Source organism: Luteimonas sp. WGS1318, assembly GCF_043187535.1.
Lineage (GTDB): Bacteria > Pseudomonadota > Gammaproteobacteria > Xanthomonadales > Xanthomonadaceae > Luteimonas.
On record NZ_CP171131.1, the window covers coordinates 1,717,968 to 1,734,991 of the forward strand.

At 68.8% G+C, this 17,024-nt stretch carries 15 protein-coding genes; 11 read left to right on the plus strand and 4 right to left on the minus strand.

All coding sequences use genetic code 11. The features are described 5' to 3' along the window. Positions 1-44 precede the first annotated feature (44 nt). Positions 45-485 carry a SufE family protein gene (locus ACF3M1_RS07955; RefSeq protein WP_394005031.1) on the minus strand — a complete coding sequence of 147 codons (441 nt, stop codon included), beginning with the start codon at positions 483-485 and terminating at the stop codon, positions 45-47. Positions 486-693: 208 nt separating this feature from the next. Between ACF3M1_RS07955 and ACF3M1_RS07960 the strand changes: the two genes are divergently transcribed. Then, complete coding sequence (locus ACF3M1_RS07960) at positions 694-2,109, plus strand: cryptochrome/photolyase family protein (RefSeq protein ID WP_394005032.1); 1,416 nt, start codon at positions 694-696, stop codon at positions 2,107-2,109. Between the two features lie 244 nt (positions 2,110-2,353). Continuing rightward, the gene (locus tag ACF3M1_RS07965; protein WP_394005033.1) at positions 2,354-3,031 is read left to right on the plus strand and encodes an OmpA family protein; all 678 of its coding nucleotides are present in this window, start codon (positions 2,354-2,356) and stop codon (positions 3,029-3,031) included. A gap of 351 nt (positions 3,032-3,382) precedes the next feature. Here ACF3M1_RS07965 and ACF3M1_RS07970 read toward each other — a convergent pair whose 3' ends face one another. From ACF3M1_RS07970 to ACF3M1_RS07980, 3 genes are all read right to left on the minus strand, one after another. Beyond that, positions 3,383-4,585, minus strand: a complete 1,203-nt coding sequence (locus ACF3M1_RS07970; RefSeq protein ID WP_394005034.1) for an acetyl-CoA C-acyltransferase — start codon at positions 4,583-4,585, stop codon at positions 3,383-3,385. Positions 4,586-4,748: 163 nt separating this feature from the next. Then, a complete protein-coding gene (locus ACF3M1_RS07975; protein ID WP_394005035.1) occupies positions 4,749-7,121 on the minus strand; it encodes a 3-hydroxyacyl-CoA dehydrogenase/enoyl-CoA hydratase family protein in 2,373 nt (790 codons plus the stop codon). 51 nt (positions 7,122-7,172) lie between these two features. Then, a complete protein-coding gene (locus tag ACF3M1_RS07980; protein WP_394005036.1) occupies positions 7,173-7,790 on the minus strand; it encodes a TetR family transcriptional regulator in 618 nt (205 codons plus the stop codon). A 217-nt stretch (positions 7,791-8,007) separates the two neighbouring features. Between ACF3M1_RS07980 and ndk the strand changes: the two genes are divergently transcribed. The 9 genes from ndk to glp all read left to right on the plus strand — a co-directional run bounded on the left by ndk (position 8,008) and on the right by glp (position 16,608). Then, positions 8,008-8,433 (plus strand): nucleoside-diphosphate kinase, encoded by a 426-nt coding sequence (gene ndk / locus ACF3M1_RS07985; protein WP_394005037.1) that lies wholly within the window; start codon positions 8,008-8,010, stop codon positions 8,431-8,433. Between the two features lie 77 nt (positions 8,434-8,510). Continuing rightward, a complete protein-coding gene (gene rlmN, locus ACF3M1_RS07990; protein WP_394005214.1) occupies positions 8,511-9,614 on the plus strand; it encodes a 23S rRNA (adenine(2503)-C(2))-methyltransferase RlmN in 1,104 nt (367 codons plus the stop codon). Beyond that, positions 9,601-10,413 (plus strand): type IV pilus biogenesis/stability protein PilW, encoded by an 813-nt coding sequence (gene pilW / locus ACF3M1_RS07995; RefSeq protein ID WP_394005038.1) that lies wholly within the window; start codon positions 9,601-9,603, stop codon positions 10,411-10,413. The genes rlmN and pilW overlap by 14 nt, the downstream gene beginning before the upstream one ends. A gap of 17 nt (positions 10,414-10,430) precedes the next feature. After that, on the plus strand, positions 10,431-11,252 hold the full coding sequence (locus tag ACF3M1_RS08000; RefSeq protein ID WP_394005039.1) for a helix-turn-helix domain-containing protein: 822 nt from the start codon (positions 10,431-10,433) through the stop codon (positions 11,250-11,252). Between the two features lie 103 nt (positions 11,253-11,355). After that, a complete protein-coding gene (locus ACF3M1_RS08005) occupies positions 11,356-11,988 on the plus strand; it encodes a YfgM family protein (protein WP_394005040.1) in 633 nt (210 codons plus the stop codon). Continuing rightward, complete coding sequence (gene bamB / locus ACF3M1_RS08010; protein WP_394005041.1) at positions 11,988-13,208, plus strand: outer membrane protein assembly factor BamB; 1,221 nt, start codon at positions 11,988-11,990, stop codon at positions 13,206-13,208. Before ACF3M1_RS08005 ends, bamB begins: the two co-directional genes overlap by 1 nt. Before the next feature lie 175 nt (positions 13,209-13,383). Continuing rightward, the gene (gene der, locus ACF3M1_RS08015; RefSeq protein WP_394005042.1) at positions 13,384-14,793 is read left to right on the plus strand and encodes a ribosome biogenesis GTPase Der; all 1,410 of its coding nucleotides are present in this window, start codon (positions 13,384-13,386) and stop codon (positions 14,791-14,793) included. After that, positions 14,790-15,377, plus strand: coding sequence for a molybdenum cofactor guanylyltransferase (locus tag ACF3M1_RS08020; protein WP_394005043.1), 588 nt, complete (start codon positions 14,790-14,792; stop codon positions 15,375-15,377). The genes der and ACF3M1_RS08020 overlap by 4 nt, the downstream gene beginning before the upstream one ends. Further along, positions 15,355-16,608, plus strand: coding sequence for a gephyrin-like molybdotransferase Glp (gene glp / locus ACF3M1_RS08025; protein ID WP_394005044.1), 1,254 nt, complete (start codon positions 15,355-15,357; stop codon positions 16,606-16,608). Before ACF3M1_RS08020 ends, glp begins: the two co-directional genes overlap by 23 nt. The last annotated feature ends 416 nt before the right edge of the window (positions 16,609-17,024 follow it).

Consider the following 17,024-nt stretch of genomic DNA (forward strand, 5'->3'; position numbering starts at 1 on the left):
GTCTACAGGTGCAGTGGACTCCGGAACGTCTGCGGACGGCGGATTCACGCCACGGCGCGCTGCGCCTGCGCCTTGATGAAGGCGAGCAGGGCGGCCAGGCCGTTGCTGCGGGTCGGCGATAGATGCTTGGCCAGGCCGATGTCACCGATGTAGCTGGCGTCGGTGTCGAGGATCTCGCGGGCGCTGCGGCCCGAGTACACCCGCAGTGCGAGGTAGATCAGGCCGGAGACGATGGCCGAATCGCTGGCCGCCGCGAACTCGAGCCGGTCGGCGTCGCCCGCGGGCACGATCCAGACCATCGACTGGCAACCATGCAGCCGGTTGGCCTCGGTCTTCAGGTCATCGGGAAAGGCGGGCAGCTTGCGGCCGAGGTCGATCAGATACTGGTAGCGCTCCGACCAGTCGCTGAAAAACGCGAACTCCTCGGCGATGGCGTGCTGTGCGAGTTCGGGCGAGGCTTCGATGGGGAACGGGGAATCGGTCACGGGTCTACGCAGGCAGCGGGCGGCCCCGGTGTCGACGGGCCAGAACGGCGCATTTTGAACCAATCCCGCGCGAAAGGCGTGGCACGGCGTCGCAGCGGCCCCTACGCAAGGCGCGTCGCCTCCTGCGGAAGACGGCCGTCCTGCTGTCGCTGTACGCGCGCTTGCTGCATGCTCTCGGCCCACATCGGTTTCGCTCATGGGAGGCGGGATGGCCAACGGCATCGTCTGGTTCCGCAACGACCTGCGCCTCGACGACCATCCGGCGTTGCGCGCGGCGCTCGATGCCGGCCTCGCGCCCGTCTGCGTCTACATCCATGCACCGGACGAGGAGGGCGACTGGGCCCCGGGTGCGGCGTCGAACGCGTGGCGGCACCGCTCGCTGGCGGCACTGGATGCCGAGCTGCGCCGACGCGGCGCGCGCCTGCGCCTGTTCCACGGTCCCACGCTGCCGACGTTGCGCACGCTGGTCCAGACCTGCGAGGCCGAAGCGGTGTTCTGGAACCGGCGCTACGAACCGGCCGCCGAGCAGCGCGACGCGCGGATCAAGCGTGCCCTGCGCGAGGACGGCATCCGCGCCGACAGCCACAATGGCGCCCTGCTGTTCGAGCCCTGGGAACTGCGCACCGGTCAGGACGGCCCGTACAAGGTATTCACCCCGTTCTGGCGCAAGGCGCTGACCCAATGGCAGCCGGCGGTGCCCTGGACCGCGCCGCGCACGCTTCCGGACGTTGACGCGGGGCCGGCCGGTGTGCCGCTGGATGATCTCCTGCTGGCCGCCACGCCGGCCTGGGATCGCGGATTCTGGCCGATGTGGTCGCCCGGGGAGGCCGGGGCCCACGAGGCGCTCGAGGTGTTCGAAGACGGCGCGTTGCGCGGTTATCGCGCGGGCCGCGACCGTCCCGACCAGGCGGGCACCTCGCGCCTGTCGCCGCATCTGCACTTCGGCGAGATCGCCCCCTGGCGCATCGTGGCCGCCCTCGAGAGCGCGCGCGACGCCGGCAACGCGGCCGACATCGACGCCTACGTCCGCGAACTCGGCTGGCGCGAGTTCGCCCACCATCTGCTCCACCACTTTCCCAAGACGCCGGCCGAGGACTTCAATCCCCGGTTCGCCAGCTTCCAGTGGGAGCGCCGCGACGGCCGACGCATCGAGGCCTGGCGCCGGGGACTGACGGGCGTGCCCATCGTCGATGCCGGCATGCGCGAGCTGTGGCACCTGGGCTGGATGCACAACCGGGTGCGGATGATCGTCGGCAGCTACCTGTGCAAGCACATGCGGCTGCACTGGCGCGAAGGTGCGCGCTGGTTCTGGGACACGCTGGTCGACGCGGATCTTGCGAACAATTCACTCGGCTGGCAGTGGATCGGCGGCACCGGGGCCGACGCGGCGCCGTATTTCCGGATCTTCAATCCGGTGACCCAGGCCGAGAAGTTCGATCCCCGCGGCGAGTACATCGCCAGCTGGGTGCCCGAGCTCGCCGACCTGCCTGTGCCGCTGCGCTTCGCACCCTGGCGGGATCCCGACCTGCTGGCCGCGGTCGCGCCCGACTATCCGCGCGCACCCATCGTCGGGCTCGAAGCAGGCCGCGACGCGGCGCTGGCGGCCTATCGCGACACCCGCTGACACGACGCGCCACCGCCGGCTTAGACGCCTCGCGGGACGGCGATCGAGGCGTTGGCCAGACGGGGACCTGCCCGCCGCAGCGGTGGAAGCGGGGGCATTCCGGCTCACTGCGTCGCGCACCTGAACAGGCACCGCATCGCAAGCGTGCCCGTCACTTCACTTGCATCCTGAACGGGTTAACGTCGGCGCCGATCTTTCATCGCGGGCCGTATGTCCGCGTTCCGCGACCACCAGGAGACATTCCATGCGCACATCGACTTCCGCAGGCCTCACCACCGCGCTCGCCGGCGCCCTGCTGCTGAGCAGCTGCGCCAGCTACACCGGTCAGACCAATGCGCCGGACGACCCGAACCGCACCCGCAACAACGCCCTGATCGGCGCGGGCATCGGCGCCGTCGCCGGCCTGCTCAGCGGCGGTGACGCCACCGAGCGTCGTCAGCGCGCGATGGTCGGCGCCGGCGTGGGCGGCCTGGCGGGTGGCGCCGTCGGCGCGTACCAGGACCGCCAGGAAGCGGAACTGCGTCGCCAGACCCAGGGCACCGGCATCGAGATCAATCGCGACGGCGACGTCATCAAGCTCAACCTGCCGGACGGTGTGACCTTCGACTTCGGTCGCGCTGATCTCAAGCCGCAGTTCTATCCGGCGCTCAACAACGTCGCGCGGACGCTGGCCGAGTACGACCAGACCATCGTCGAGATTTCGGGCCACACCGACAGCGTCGGTTCTGATGCTGTGAACCAGCGTCTCTCGCAGCAGCGCGCTGATTCCGTGGGCAACTACCTGATCGGCCAGGGCCTGCTGCGCCAGCGCTTCGAGATCGTCGGCTTCGGCAAGACGCGTCCGGTCGCCGACAACAGCACCGATCAGGGCCGTGCGCTGAACCGCCGCGTCGAGATCCGTGTGATCCCGCTGCAGTCGTAATCGGCTCAACCAGGTGCCATCCGAAAAGCCCCGGCACTGCCGGGGCTTTTTTTGTTCGGTAGGAGCGCGCTTGCGCGCGAAGCGCTTTCGCGGGCAGCTCGTCCGGGAGAGCCAATCGCGCGCGAGCGCGCGCCTGCTATGGACGCGGGCCGCAGGGACCGTCACGTCGAGATCCGCGCGATTCCGTTGCAGTCGTAATCCGCAACGGCGAATTCAACGAAAAAGCCCCGGCATCGCCGGGGCTTTTTCTATCCTGTAGGCGCGCGCTTGCGCGCAAAAACGCTTTCGCGGGACAGCTCGTCCGGGAGAGCCCATCGCGCGCGAGCGCGCTTCTGCAGCTGAGCGCTGACCTCAGAGCGCCTCGATCACACCCGCCGCGCCCATGCCCGTGCCGATGCACATCGTCACCAGACCGTAGCGCTTCTTGCGACGGCGCATGCCGTGGACGATGGTCGCGGTGCGGATCGCACCGGTCGCGCCCAGCGGATGGCCCAGCGCGATCGCGCCGCCCAGCGGATTGACCTTGTCCGGGTCGAGGCCGCTGTCGCGGATCACCGCCAGCGCCTGCGCGGCGAAGGCTTCGTTGAGCTCGATCCAGTCGATGTCGTCCAGCGTGAGGCCGGCCTGCGCCAGCGCCTTCGGAATCGCCGCGATCGGGCCGATGCCCATGACGTCAGGGCGCACGCCGGCGACGGCGAAGCTGACGAAGCGCGCCAGCGGCTTCAGACCGTAGTCCTGCACCGCACGGCCGGACGCCAGCAGGATGCCGGCGGCGCCGTCGCTCATCTGCGAGCTGTTGCCGGCCGTCACCGAACCGCCGAACTGGCCGTTGCGGAACACCGGACGCAGCTTGGTCAGGCCTTCGATCGACGAGTCCTGGCGCGGGCCCTCATCCGTATCGACCAATAGCTTCTTCAGACGCACGGCATTGCCGGCGAGGTCGGGCTGGTGCGAGACGATCTCGTACGGGCTGATCTCGTCCTTGAACTCGCCGGCCTGGATCGCGGCAATCGCCTTCTGGTGCGAGGCGAGGGCGAACGCGTCCTGGTCCTCGCGCGAGACCTTCCATTCCTCGGCGACCTTCTCGGCGGTGATGCCCATGCCGTAGGCGATCGCGACATGGTCGTCCTTGAACACGCTCGGGCTGAGCGCGACCTTGTTGCCCATCATCGGCACCATCGACATCGATTCGGTGCCGCCGGCGAGCATCAGGTCGGCGTTGCCGAGGCGGATCTCGTTGGCGGCCAGCGCCAGCGCCTGCAGGCCGGACGAGCAGAAGCGGTTGACCGTCTGCGCGGCGACGGTGTCGGGCAGGCCGGCCAGCAGCACGCCGATGCGCGCCACGTTCATGCCTTGCTCGCCCTCGGGCATCGCGCAGCCGATCACGGCATCGTCGATGCGGTTGACGTCGATACCCGGCGCCTGCGCGACGACGGCCTTGAGCACGTGCGCCAGCATGTCGTCGGGACGGGTGTTGCGGAACACGCCCTTCGGCGCCTTGCCCACCGGGGTGCGGGTGGCGGCGACGATGTAGGCGTCCTGGATCTGCTTCATGGCGTTCTCCGAACGCCGGGATTGGGGATTCGGGAGTCGGGATTCGAAAGAGCGAATCCCGGTGACCCGATGTTGCCCCGCCTCCGGCGGAATGTAGTGGTGGTGGGCGCCGGGGACCCGCTGTTCCGAATCCCGACTCCCGAATTCCAAATCCCGCGGAACGTCAGTTCCGAAGCGGCTTGCCCGTCTTGAGCATGTGACCGATGCGCGCCTGGGTCTTCTCCTGCTGGGCGAGCTCGACGAAGTGCTTGCGCTCCAGACGGATCAGCCAGTCCTCGTCGACGAGCGCGTTGCGGTCCACGTCGCCGCCGCAGAGCACGGTGGCGATGCGCTCGGCGATCTCGTAGTCGTATTCGCTGACGAAACGGCCTTCGAGCATGTTGACCAGCAGCATCTTGAACGTGGCGATGCCGACATCGCCGGCGACGCGGATCGCACGTGCGGGCAGCGGCGGGCGATAGCCGGCTTCGGCCAGCGCCGATGCCTGCTGGCGTGCGACGTGCAGCAGCTCGAACGCGTTGAAGGTCACGATGTCATCGCTGCGCAGCAGGCCGAGCTCCTTGGCGTTGACTGCCGAGTTCGACACCTTGGCCATCGCGATGGTCTCGAAGGTCTTCTTCAGCTCGGCGAACACGTCGCCGTTCGGACCGGCGGCTTCCGATGCACGCACGGCCAGTTCCTTCAGGCCGCCACCGGCCGGCAACAGGCCGACGCCGGCCTCGACCAGGCCGATGTAGCTTTCGAGATGCGCGACGGTGCGCGCGCTGTGCATCTGGAACTCGCAGCCGCCGCCCAGCGCCAGACCGCGCACGGCCGCGACCACGGGCACCAGCGAGTACTTGATGCGCTGGCTGGTCTTCTGGAAGTTCTCGACCATCGCCTCGAACGCGTCGACCTTGCCGGCCTGCAGCAGGCCGAGCGCGCCGGCGAGATCGGCACCGGCCGAGAACGGCTCCTTCGGCTGCCAGATCACCACACCCTTGAACTTCTGTTCACTGATGCCGATCGCTTCCTGGATGCCGTCGAGCACGTGGTCGGAGACCGTGTGCATCTTGGTCTTGAAGCTGATCACGCCGATGTCGTCGCCGTCGGTCCACAGACGGACGCCGTCGTTCTCGTACACCGTCTCGCCCTGCTCGAAACGCTCGCCGAGCAGCGGATCGGGGAAGCGCTGGCGGCGATACACCGGCAGCGCCGAGCGCGGCAGCTTGGCGTTCTTCGACGGGCTGTAACTGCCCTCGGCGGCGTGCACGCCTTCGCGGCCGTCGAACACCCAGTCGGGCAGGGGCGCGCTGCTCATGGTCTTGCCGGCGACGATGTCCTCGGCGATCCAGTCGGCGACCTGCTTCCAGCCGGCGGCCTGCCACAGTTCGAACGGACCCTGCTGCCAGCCGTAGCCCCAGCGGATCGCCAGGTCCACGTCGCGCGCGGTCTCGGCGATGTCTTCCAGGTGCACGGCGCTGTAGTGGAACAGGTCGCGCAGGATCGCCCAGACGAACTGCGCCTGCGGATGTTCGCTGGCGCGCAGCTGGGCCATGCGCTCGGCCGGGTCCTTGGTCTTGAGGATCGCGACGACCTCGTCGGCCGCCTTGCGGTCGGAGGTGCGGTAGTCCTGCGTTTCGAGATCGAGGACCAGGATGTCCTTGCCCGCCTTGCGGAAAATGCCGGCACCGGTCTTCTGGCCCAGAGCGCCTTTCTCGATGAGCGCGGTCAGCCACTTGGGCGAGGCGAAGTATTCGTGCCACGGATCCTCGGGCAGGGTGTCGGCCATCGTCTTGATGACGTGCGACATCGTGTCCAGGCCGACGACGTCGGAGGTGCGGTAGGTCGCCGACTTCGGACGGCCGAGCAGGGGGCCGGTCAGTGCATCGACCTCGTCGAAGCCGAGTCCCGACTCCTGGGTGTGATGGATCGTCGACAGGATCGAGAACACGCCGATCCGGTTGCCGATGAAGTTCGGCGTGTCCTTGGCGTAGACCACGCCCTTGCCGAGCTGGGTGGTCAGGAAGGCTTCGAGGCCTTCGAGGACCGACGTGTCGGTGGTCTTGGCCGGGATCAGTTCCGCCAGATGCATGTAGCGCGGCGGGTTGAAGAAATGCACGCCACAGAAGCGATGGCGCAGTTCTTCGGGAAGAACATCGGCTAAGGCATTGATTCCAAGGCCCGAGGTATTGCTGGCCAGCACCGCGTGCGCCGGCACGTGCGGGGCGATCTTGCGGTAGAGGTCCTGCTTCCAGTCCATCTTCTCGGCGATCGCCTCGATGATCAGGTCGCAGCTTTCGAGCTCGGCCAGGCCGGTTTCGTAGTTCGCCGGCACGATGGACTCGGCCAGCGACTTGCTGCTCAGCGGCGCCGGGCTCAGCTTGGCCAGGTTCGCAAGCGCCTTGCGCACGATGCCGTCCTTGTCGCCTTCCTTCGCGGGCAGGTCGAACAGCACCGTATCGATGCCGGCGTTGGTCAGGTGCGCGGCGATCTGCGCACCCATGACGCCCGCTCCGAGAACGGCGGCGCGACGTACAAGCAGTTTCTCAGACATTTGCTCCATCCCTTTGTTTCAAAAGAAACCCGGCGCATGCCAGGTGGGTCATCAGGCGCGGAATCCCGCGGCGGCGAAGCGGATCAGTTCACTGGCGATTCGCGACCGGTGCGCGTGTTCGGTGGTGCCCGCTGGGCGTTTGATCAGACCGAAGTCGGCCATGGCATAGGTCAGGGCGCCGGCGAGAAAATCGAGCCGCCCATACAGCTCCGCCTTGCCCAGCGCGGGCAGGCAGGCGGACAGGGCGGATGCGAACTCGCGCGGCACATGGCCGTACTGGTCGGAGAGGAACTTGCGCAGCGCGTCGTTTTTCTCGACGTAGGCCCGGGCGATGACCCGCACGAACGCACCGCTGCCGCTGCGGCCACCGGCCATGTCGAGCGCGGGCTCGACGAACGCGGCGATGATCGGCTCGATCTCCCCCGGATGCTCGGCCCGTGCGCGCGCCAGCTGGGCCAGACGCTGCGCGCTCATCTGGTCCATGCGCCGGCGGAACACCTCGTTGACGAGGTTCTCCTTGCTGCCGAAATGGTAGTTGACCGCGGCGATGTTGACGTCCGCCCGGCTCGTGACCTGTCGCAGGGACGTGCCCGCGAACCCGTGGGCCGCGAACAGTTCCTCGGCCGCGCCGAGGATTTTGTCCTTGGTGGAGAACTGTCCGATCGCCATCTGTGTGCCCGCCTAATCAAACGCTTGTTTGATCCTAGCGCCGCTCCGCCTGACGCGTCAATGACCCGAGGGCGGGGTCGGGCTGCGTCGCATGCCGCGAATACGTTAGAATTACCGCAGCCATGTTGGCTAAACCCGCGTCCCGTCGCGGGTTTTTCCATGTAGACTTGGCCGTTCCGGAGTGGACGGCCTCATTCCAAAGACCCGGAGAATCGCAATGGCGCTCGAGCGCACCCTGTCCATCGTCAAGCCCGATGCCGTCGCCAAGAACGTCATCGGCGAGATCTACACCCGTTTCGAAAAGGCGGGCCTGAAGATCGTGGCCGCCAAGTACAAGCAGCTGACCCGTGAGGAAGCCGAAGGCTTCTACGCCGTGCACAAGGAGCGTCCGTTCTTCGCCGCGCTGGTCGAGTTCATGACCTCCGGCCCGGTGATGATCCAGGCCCTGGAAGGCGAGAACGCCGTGGCCGCGCACCGCGACCTGCTGGGCGCCACCAACCCGAAGGACGCAGCGCCGGGCACGATCCGCGCCGACTTCGCCGACTCCATCGACGCCAACGCTGCCCACGGTTCGGATTCGGTCGAGAACGCGCAGACCGAAATCGCGTACTTCTTCAAGAACGACGAAGTCGTTTCCCGCTGAGTAATGCCATCGTGACCGAGGTCGCCATCGACGCCACCGTCGCCAAGCAGAACCTGCTCGACCTCGACCGCGAGGGTATGGAGCGCTTTTTCGCCGAGACCCTCGGCGAAAAGCGCTTCCGTGCCCACCAGATCATGAAGTGGATCCACCATCGGCACGTCACCGATTTCAACGACATGACCGATCTGGGCAAGGCGCTGCGCGCCAAGCTCGAGGCGCATGCCGAAGTGCGCGTGCCGCAGGTGCAGTTCGAGAAGCCCTCCACCGACGGCACCCACAAGTGGCTGCTGGCGATGGACGGCAAGAACGCGATCGAGACCGTCTACATCCCCGACAAGAACCGGGGCACGCTGTGCGTGTCCTCGCAGGTGGGCTGCGCGCTCAACTGCCAGTTCTGTTCCACCGCCACCCAGGGCTTCAACCGCAACCTGTCGACCGCCGAGATCATCGGCCAGGTCTGGGTGGCCGCGAAGCACCTGGGCAACGTGCCGCACAAGCAGCGCCGCCTGACCAATGTCGTGATGATGGGCATGGGCGAGCCGCTGATGAATTTCGACAACGTCGTCCGCGCGATGAGCATCATGCGCGACGACCTCGGCTACGGGCTGGCGAACAAGCGCGTGACGCTGTCGACCGCCGGCATGGTGCCGATGATCGACAAGCTGGCCGAAGTCAGCGACGTCTCGCTGGCGGTCTCGCTGCACGCCGCCAACGATGCGTTGCGCACCGAACTGGTGCCGCTCAACAAGAAGTACCCCATCGCCGAGCTGATGGACGCCTGCGTGCGCTACGCCCAGCGCAAGCGCGGCGAGTCGATCACCTTCGAATACACGCTGATGAAGGACGTCAACGACCAGCCGCAGCATGCGCGCGAGCTGGCCCGGCTGATGCGCGAGTTCGACAACCGTCTGCAGATGAAGGACGCGGCGAAGGTCAATCTGATCCCGTTTAACCCCTTCCCGGGCACGCGGTACGCGCGCCCGGACGACGCCACGATCCGCCGGTTCCAGAAGCTGCTCAACGAATCCGGTCGCATCGCGCCGGTGCGCCGTACCCGTGGCGATGACATCGACGCGGCCTGCGGCCAGCTCAAGGGCCAGGTCGCCGATCGCACGCGTCGCCAGGCCGATCATCGCAAGCGGCTGGCGGAAGGCGGAGATGGTGTCGATGCGGCTGCGTGATGCAGCGCTCGTCCTGATTCTGCTGCCGGCATTGTTCGGCTGCTCCCGCCTCGATTTCGTCAAGCCCAGCGGGAAGAGCAACCTCCGGGTGGATCCGCCGTCCTACAACACCCGCGGTACGCCCGAGGCGCGCCGCGCCGACGAGGCCCGGCAGCAGATCGCATTGGCCAGCCGCGAACTCGACGCCGGCAACGACGCCAATGCGGAGCGTGCCGCGCGCCAGGCGCTTCGCGTTCCGGGCACCGCCGCCGATGCCAATACCATCCTCGCCATGGTGCAGGAGCGCCGCGGTCGCCGCGAGCAGGCGGGCGCGTTCTACCGGGCGGCCACCGAGCACGCGCCGGAGCAGGGGGCCTACCTCAACAACTACGGGGCGTGGCTGTGCGGCAATGGCCGCGCCGCCGAATCGCTGGCGTATTTCGACGCCGCGATGCGCGATGCCCGCTATGGCGATACCGCCGGTGCACTCGCCAATGCCGGCGCCTGCGCGCTGGATGCAGGGCAGCCCGGACGCGCGGAACCCGATCTGCGTGCCGCGCTGGAGCTCGATCCTGTGAGCCCGGTCGCACTCGATGCGATGGCCCGTCTGCTCGCCGGGCAAGGGCGTCATTTCGAAGCGCGCGCTTTTTCGCAAAGACGTCTTGCAGCGGGGCCCGCAACTGCGGCAGCATTGCAACTGGCGGCACGTATCGAACAGGGGCTCGGCGACTCCAACGCCGCCGAGCGATACCTGCAACGCCTTCGAACGGATTTTCCGTCCTCGCAGAACCTTCAGCCAAGGGAAGCCAGTCCACCATGAGTTCTTCGAACCAGACCGTGCCAGCGCCTTCGTCTGGGGTCGGGGAGCGGCTGCGCGCGGCGCGCGAGCAGGCGGGTCTGAGCGTGGCCGACGTGGCGGGACGTCTGCGCATGCAGCTTCGGGTGGTCGAGGCCCTCGAGGCCGAGAACTGGAGCCGGCTGGGTGCCCAGGTCTTCGTGCGCGGCCAGTTGCGCAGTTACCTGCGGCTGCTCGGCCTGCCTGAAGCACTGTCGGACAGCGTGCCCGACGCCACCCTGGCGCAGGCGCCCGAGCTGACACCGCGGACCTATACGCCGCCGATGCAGCGCATGCTCGACAAGGCCATGGGCCGTGCGGTCTATGTGGTGATCACCGCGCTGATCGTCGTGCCCGTATGGGTCGCCACGCGCACCCATGTCGGCAGCGTCGACGACGTCACCGCGTCGCTCGGGCTGGCGAATGATCCAACGGTCGCGCAGCCCGAGTCGCGGCCCGCCGGCCCGACGCCGGTCACGGCATCGCTGACCGGTCTGTCGAAGCGCGCGCAGCCCGCAGTACCCGCCGACGAGGCGCCGGCCGTCGATTCCACTGCGTCCGGCGAGCTGATGCTGCGCTTCAACGGCGACAGCTGGATGGAAGTCAACGGCCGCGACGGCCGTCAGATCGAACACGCGCTGGTGCGTGCAGGCCAGGAGCGTCGTTTCGGAATCGGCGACGTGGGCCGGGTCGTGCTCGGCAACGCCGGCGCGGTCGACGTGGTGCGCGGTGGCGACGTTCAGGATCTGTCCGGCTTCCAGCGGGCCAGCGTCGCGCGCTTTACGGTATCCTCCGACGGCGTTCTGGCGCCGATCTCCGAGTAACCGCGGCGCCTCCGGGCTCGGCCCGGTCGACCGGCGGTCGAGACCGCCGGCGTTTTCATTTCATCCGTTGTGACCTGCCGATCGAGGCGGGCGTAGAGACCATATGGCGATTGACGAGTTGCTGGACGAGCGCGAACAGGGGGAGCGGGTCAAGGCCTGGCTTCGCGACAACAGTCTGGGGTTGATCGGCGGTCTGGTGCTTGGCGGCGCCCTGATCTTCGGTTGGCAGTACTGGAAGGCCCGCACGCAGACGCAGGCCATGGAGCAGAACGCGGCCTACCAGGCGGCGGTCCTCGACCTCACCGGCGGTGATCTCGAACGGGCCGGTCAGCGCGTGGCCGATCTTCCCGACGGCGCCTACGGCGAACTCGCTGCCCTGCAGCTGGCCAAGGCGCAGCTCGACGCCGGCGACCGTGACACGGCGATCGCCACGCTGCAGTCGGTCGAACGCACCGAGCCCGGCCTCGCGGCGGTCGTCCAGCAGCGCCTGGCGCGCCTGCTGACCGATGCCGGTCGCGGCGAAGAAGCCCTGACCCTGCTGGCCGATGCGCGCGACGCGGTGTCGCTCGAGGCGCGGGGCGATGCCCACTTCGCGCTCGAGCAGCTCGACCAGGCGCGCGACGACTACACCGCCGCGCTTCGCACTCTCGACAGCGCCGCGCCGCAGCGTGGCCTGCTCGAACTCAAGCTTTCCGAAGTCGGCGGTACACCCGACGAACCCGAGGTTGAATCCTGATGACCCAGCAGACGGCGCCCGTCGTGGCTCCCCCCGTTCCGTCCCGCGCGCTGCGGATTGCGGCGATCGCGTTGTGCGTGTTCGCGGTGACCGGATGCAGCACCGTGCGCGGCTGGTTCGGCAACAGCGAAAAGGCCCAGGCCAAGGCCCTGACCGAACCCGCGCCGCTGGTCGACATCACCCCCACCGTGTCGGTCGACCGCCTGTGGTCGGCCAACGCCGGCAAGGGCGAAGGCCGTCTCGGCGTGCGTCAGGCGCCGGCCGTGGTCGATGGTCGCGTCTACGTCGCGGCGATCCGCGGCGGCGTGCGGGTGTTCGACCTGCAGTCCGGTGCCTCGGTTTGGCAGCACGACTCCGATCTGCGCCTCAGCGGCGGTCCGGGCGTGGGTGACGGCGTGGTCGTGGTCGGCTCGCTCGACGGTGAAGTGGTCGCACTCGACGCCGCCACCGGTGCCGAGCGCTGGACGGCGAACGTGCCCAACGAGGTCATCGCAGCCCCGGTGGTCGGGCAGGGCCTTGCGCTGGTGCGGTCCAACGACGGGCGCGTGACCGCGTTCGATGTCGCCACCGGCGAGCGTCGCTGGTTCTGGGTGCGCGAGCTGCCGTCGCTGACCGTGCGCGGCAACGACGCGCCGACCCTCGGCCCGGGTTTCGTGTTCGTCGGCAACGACGACGGTACGATCGCCGCACTGTCGCTGACCGACGGCCGCGTGCTGTGGGAGCAGGCCATCGCCCAGCCCGACGGCCGCACCGAACTCGAACGCATGGCCGACGTCGATGGCTCCCCGGTGCTCGACGACGCCGCGCTGTTCGCCAGCAGCTACAAGCAGCGGACGATGGCGCTGGAAGGTCCGAGCGGTCGCCCGCTGTGGGTCAGCGAGCACGGCGGCGCGAACCGGCCGGGCGTCGGTGCGGTGCGCGTGGTCGTGACCGACCCCAACGGCACCGTGTGGGGCCTGGACAAGTTCAGCGGCACGGCGGCCTGGCAGCAGCCTGCACTGGCGCGGCGCAACCTCAGTGGCGCGGCGATCCAGGGCGACTACGCCGTGGTCGGCGACTACGACGGCTACCTGCACTGGATGCGCCTGGACGACGGCGAGTTCGTGGCCCGCCAGCGCGCGGGACGTGCCGCGATCCGCGGCACGCTGGTCGTGGCCGATGGTGTGCTGGTGGTCCAGAACATCGACGGCAACGTCACCGCCTGGCGTCTCGCCCAGTAAGTCTTTCCCGGCGGTCGGGGATGCCCGCGAGGGCCCCCGGCCGGTATGCCGGACCGCGCACCCGTCTCGGGTGCGACACTACGGCCCCGGGTAGTCTCGCTGCCCGGGGCCGTTCGCGTTGAGGCTGCCGATCGCAGCCGCTTTGTTTCTCTCCTCTTTTCAAACCGGATCGCCCATGCTTCCGCTCGTTGCCCTCGTGGGCCGCCCCAATGTCGGCAAGTCGACGCTGTTCAATGCGCTGACCCGCACCCGGGACGCACTCGTCCACGACGAGCCCGGCGTGACACGCGACCGCCACTACGGCATCTGCCGCCTCGGCGCGCGCCCGTTCGCGCTGGTCGACACCGGCGGCATCGCCGGTGAGAACGTGCACCTGGAGGCCAGCGGCCTGGCCGGTCCAACGGCGAAACAGTCGCGCGCGGCGGCGGCCGAGGCGGATCTGGTGCTGTTCGTCGTCGATGGCCGCGAAGGCGCCTCGGCGCTCGACGACGAGATCCTGCGCTGGCTGCGCAAGATCGACAAGCCGACCTATCTGATCATCAACAAGACCGACGGCCTGGACGCGCGCAGCGCGCTCGCGGAATTCTCGCGCTACGGGTTTTCCGACGTGCTGGCGGTGTCGTCCGCGCACCGTCACGGCATCGACGAGCTGGTCGACGAGGTTCTGGAAAAGCTCCCCGAGAACGGCCAGACCGAGCAGCTCGACGCCGATCCCGACCGCGTGCGGGTGACCTTCGTCGGTCGCCCCAACGTCGGCAAGTCGACCCTGGTCAACCGGATCCTCGGCGAGGAGCGGATGATCGCCTCCGAAGTCGCCGGCACCACGCGCGACTCGATCGAGGTCGATCTCGAACGCGACGGCCGCAAGTACCGCCTGGTCGATACCGCCGGCATCCGCCGCAAGTCCAAGGTCGAAGAAGCGGTCGAGACGTTCTCGATCATCAAGACCCTGCAGGCGATCGAGCATTCGCAGGTGTCGGTGGTGATGATCGACGCCAGCGAAGGCGTGACCGATCAGGACGCCAGCGTGCTCGGCGCGGTGCTCGATTCCGGCCGCGCGCTCGTCGTCGCGGTCAACAAGTGGGACGGCCTCACCGACTACCAGCGCGAGCAGACCGAGGCGCTGCTGTCGCGCAAGCTCGCGTTCGTGCCCTGGGCCGAGACCGTGCGCATCAGCGCCAAGCACGGGTCGGGCCTGCGCGAGCTGTTCCGCGCGATCCACCACGCGCATGCGTCGGCGAACTACAAGTTCAACACCGCCGACGTCACCAAGGCGCTCGAGATCGCCTACGAGACCAATCCGCCGCCGGTCGTGCGCGGCCACGCGCCCAAGCTGCGCTTCGCCCATCCGGGCGGCGAGAACCCGCCGACGATCGTCGTCCACGGCAACCGTCTGCGCACGCTGCCGGAGAGCTACCGGCGCTATCTCGAGAACTTCTTCCGCAAGCGCTTCAAGCTGGTCGGCACGCCGGTGCGGTTCGTCTTCAAGGAAGGCGACAACCCGTACAAGGACAAGAAGAACGTGCTGAGCGATCGCCAGCTCGCCAAGCGCAAGCGCCTGATCCGCCACGTCAAGGGCAAGTGACCGCCGCGCCCACCGCGGACACGCTCACGCTCGGCCTGCTCGCCGGCGGCCGCGCGTCCCGTCTTGGCGGGCGCGACAAGGCCTGGCTGGCGCGCGACGGGGTGGCCCAGGTGCTGCGTCTGCAGCAGGCGTTCGCGCCGCGCGTCACCCGCGTGCTGGTGAGTGCGAACACCGCGCTGGAACGCTATGCGGCCCACGGGCTCGACACCGTGCAGGACCGTGTCACCGACGCGGGACCGCTGTCCGGGCTGGATGCACTGGTCGCCGCGACGACGACGCCCTGGCTGCTCACGCTGCCGGTCGATCTGGTGCACGCCGACACACGGCTGCTGCCGATGCTCGCGCTGCTGGCCGGCGAAACGGGTGCTTACGCCATCGACGACGACGGCGTGCAGCCGCTCGTCGCGCTGTGGTCCACGACGCGTACCGGGCCGGTGATCGCGGCGGCATTCGAGCGGGGCGACTACGCGGTGCGCGGGCTGCAGCAGGCGCTCGGCATGCAGGGCGTCCGACTCGACGGTGTACGCTTCGGCAACCTCAATACCCCTGATGATCTGATCGATGCCGGCATCGCCGACCCCTGATTCCGCCCACGATTTTCCGTTCCGGATCGCGTTCACCGAGGCGTGCGCGATCGTCGACGCCGTCGCCGCCGAGCATCGTCTGCAGCCGCAGACGGTCTCGCTGTCGCGCGCGCACGGCCACGTGCTGGCGCGCGATGTCGTCGCCACGCTGCCGCAGCCGCCGTTCGACAATTCCGCGATGGACGGCTTCGCGCTGCGCCACGCCGACCTCGCCGCCGACGGCGCGCCGTCGCGCCTGCGCCTGGTGGGCGAGCAGTTCGCCGGCCCCGATGCCGCATTGACGGTGGCGGCCGGCAGCTGCGTGCGCATCACCACCGGCGCGCCGCTGCCGGCCGGTGCCGACACCGTGGTGATGAAGGAGAACACCGCGCTCGATGGCGACGACGTCGTCGTGCAGATCGCGCCCCGTCCAGGCCAGCACGTGCGCCGCGCGGGCGAGGATTCGCGCGTCGGCGATCTGCTGCTGCATGCCGGCGACACGCTGACGCCCGCGCGCATCGGGCTCGCGGCGTCCCAGGGGCTCGCACAGCTGGACGTGGTGCGACGGCCGACGGTTGCCGTGTTCGCGACCGGCGACGAGCTCGTCGAGCCCGGTATGGCGCTCGGGCCCGGGCAGATCTACAACTCCAATCGCGACCAGCTGATGGGCCTGCTGCGCGCCGAGGGACTGGAGCCGGTCGCGTTCCCGACGCTGCCCGACGACGCGGCGCAGGTGACTTCCGCGCTGCGCCACGCCGGCGAGGCCTTCGACCTGGTGCTGACCTGCGGCGGTGTGTCCGCGGGCGAGAAGGACCTGCTGCCCGAGCTGCTGCAGCGGCGCGGCCGCGTGCGGGTCTGGAAGGTGATGATGAAACCCGGCATGCCGCTGCTGCTGGCCGAAGGCGGCACGCTCGGTCCGGCGCTGTTCCTGTGCCTGCCGGGCAATCCGGTCTCGGTGCTGGCGACCTGGCTCGCCCTGGGACGTCGCCTCGTCGACGGTCTGCAGGGCAGGGCACCACGGCCCGTGCGACGCGCGCGGCTGGCCTCGGAGTGGACCAAGAAACACGAACGCCTCGAACTGCTGCGCGGCCGCTGGTGGATCGACGGCGAGGGCATTTCCTGGGTCGAGCCCAACCCGGCCGACGGCTCGCACCGCATGCAGGCTGCGGCCGACTCGGACGCGCTGATCGTGCTCGACGCCGGCCCGCGCGCGTACGCGGCCGGTACCCCGGTCGACGTCCTGCCGTACTGACCCCGCCTGTAGGAGCGCGCTCGCGCGCGATGGGGCGTTCCCGGTGATGCCCTTCGCGCGCCAGCGCGCTCCTACACGGGGCACCTAGATCTGCGTGATGACCGTGGCATCTTCGGATGCGCGGATCGTGTTCGCTCCCGGCTTCTCGCGTGCATTCGGCCTGCGCGCCTGTCGGCGTATGCCGGCACCACCCTGTAGGAGCGCGCTCGCGCGCGATGAGGCGTTCCCGGTAATGCCCTTCGCGCGCGAGCGCGCTCCTACATGGGATGGCGGACGCCGCTTCGCACGATGATCGCGCTCGGGTCGCGTCTGCAACCGGCCGGCGGACCGGCTGACGTGCCGGACTGCCATCACCTGTAGGAGCGCGCTGGCGCGCGATGAGGCGTTCCTGGTAATGCCCTTCGCGCGCCAGCGCG

What these genes read in the sequence shown, in the direction of transcription:
- ACF3M1_RS08005 (WP_394005040.1), top strand. Translation starts at nt 11,356, where the DNA reads ATGGCGATTGACGAGTTGCTGGACGAGCGCGAACAGGGGGAGCGGGTC.
- glp (WP_394005044.1), top strand. Translation starts at nt 15,355, where the DNA reads ATGCCGGCATCGCCGACCCCTGATTCCGCCCACGATTTTCCGTTCCGG.
- ACF3M1_RS07975 (WP_394005035.1), bottom strand. Translation starts at nt 7,121, where the DNA reads ATGTCTGAGAAACTGCTTGTACGTCGCGCCGCCGTTCTCGGAGCGGGC.
- ACF3M1_RS07960 (WP_394005032.1), top strand. Translation starts at nt 694, where the DNA reads ATGGCCAACGGCATCGTCTGGTTCCGCAACGACCTGCGCCTCGACGAC.
- der (WP_394005042.1), top strand. Translation starts at nt 13,384, where the DNA reads ATGCTTCCGCTCGTTGCCCTCGTGGGCCGCCCCAATGTCGGCAAGTCG.
- ACF3M1_RS07980 (WP_394005036.1), bottom strand. Translation starts at nt 7,790, where the DNA reads ATGGCGATCGGACAGTTCTCCACCAAGGACAAAATCCTCGGCGCGGCC.
- ACF3M1_RS07970 (WP_394005034.1), bottom strand. Translation starts at nt 4,585, where the DNA reads ATGAAGCAGATCCAGGACGCCTACATCGTCGCCGCCACCCGCACCCCG.
- ndk (WP_394005037.1), top strand. Translation starts at nt 8,008, where the DNA reads ATGGCGCTCGAGCGCACCCTGTCCATCGTCAAGCCCGATGCCGTCGCC.
- pilW (WP_394005038.1), top strand. Translation starts at nt 9,601, where the DNA reads ATGCGGCTGCGTGATGCAGCGCTCGTCCTGATTCTGCTGCCGGCATTG.
- bamB (WP_394005041.1), top strand. Translation starts at nt 11,988, where the DNA reads ATGACCCAGCAGACGGCGCCCGTCGTGGCTCCCCCCGTTCCGTCCCGC.
- rlmN (WP_394005214.1), top strand. Translation starts at nt 8,511, where the DNA reads ATGGAGCGCTTTTTCGCCGAGACCCTCGGCGAAAAGCGCTTCCGTGCC.
- ACF3M1_RS07965 (WP_394005033.1), top strand. Translation starts at nt 2,354, where the DNA reads ATGCGCACATCGACTTCCGCAGGCCTCACCACCGCGCTCGCCGGCGCC.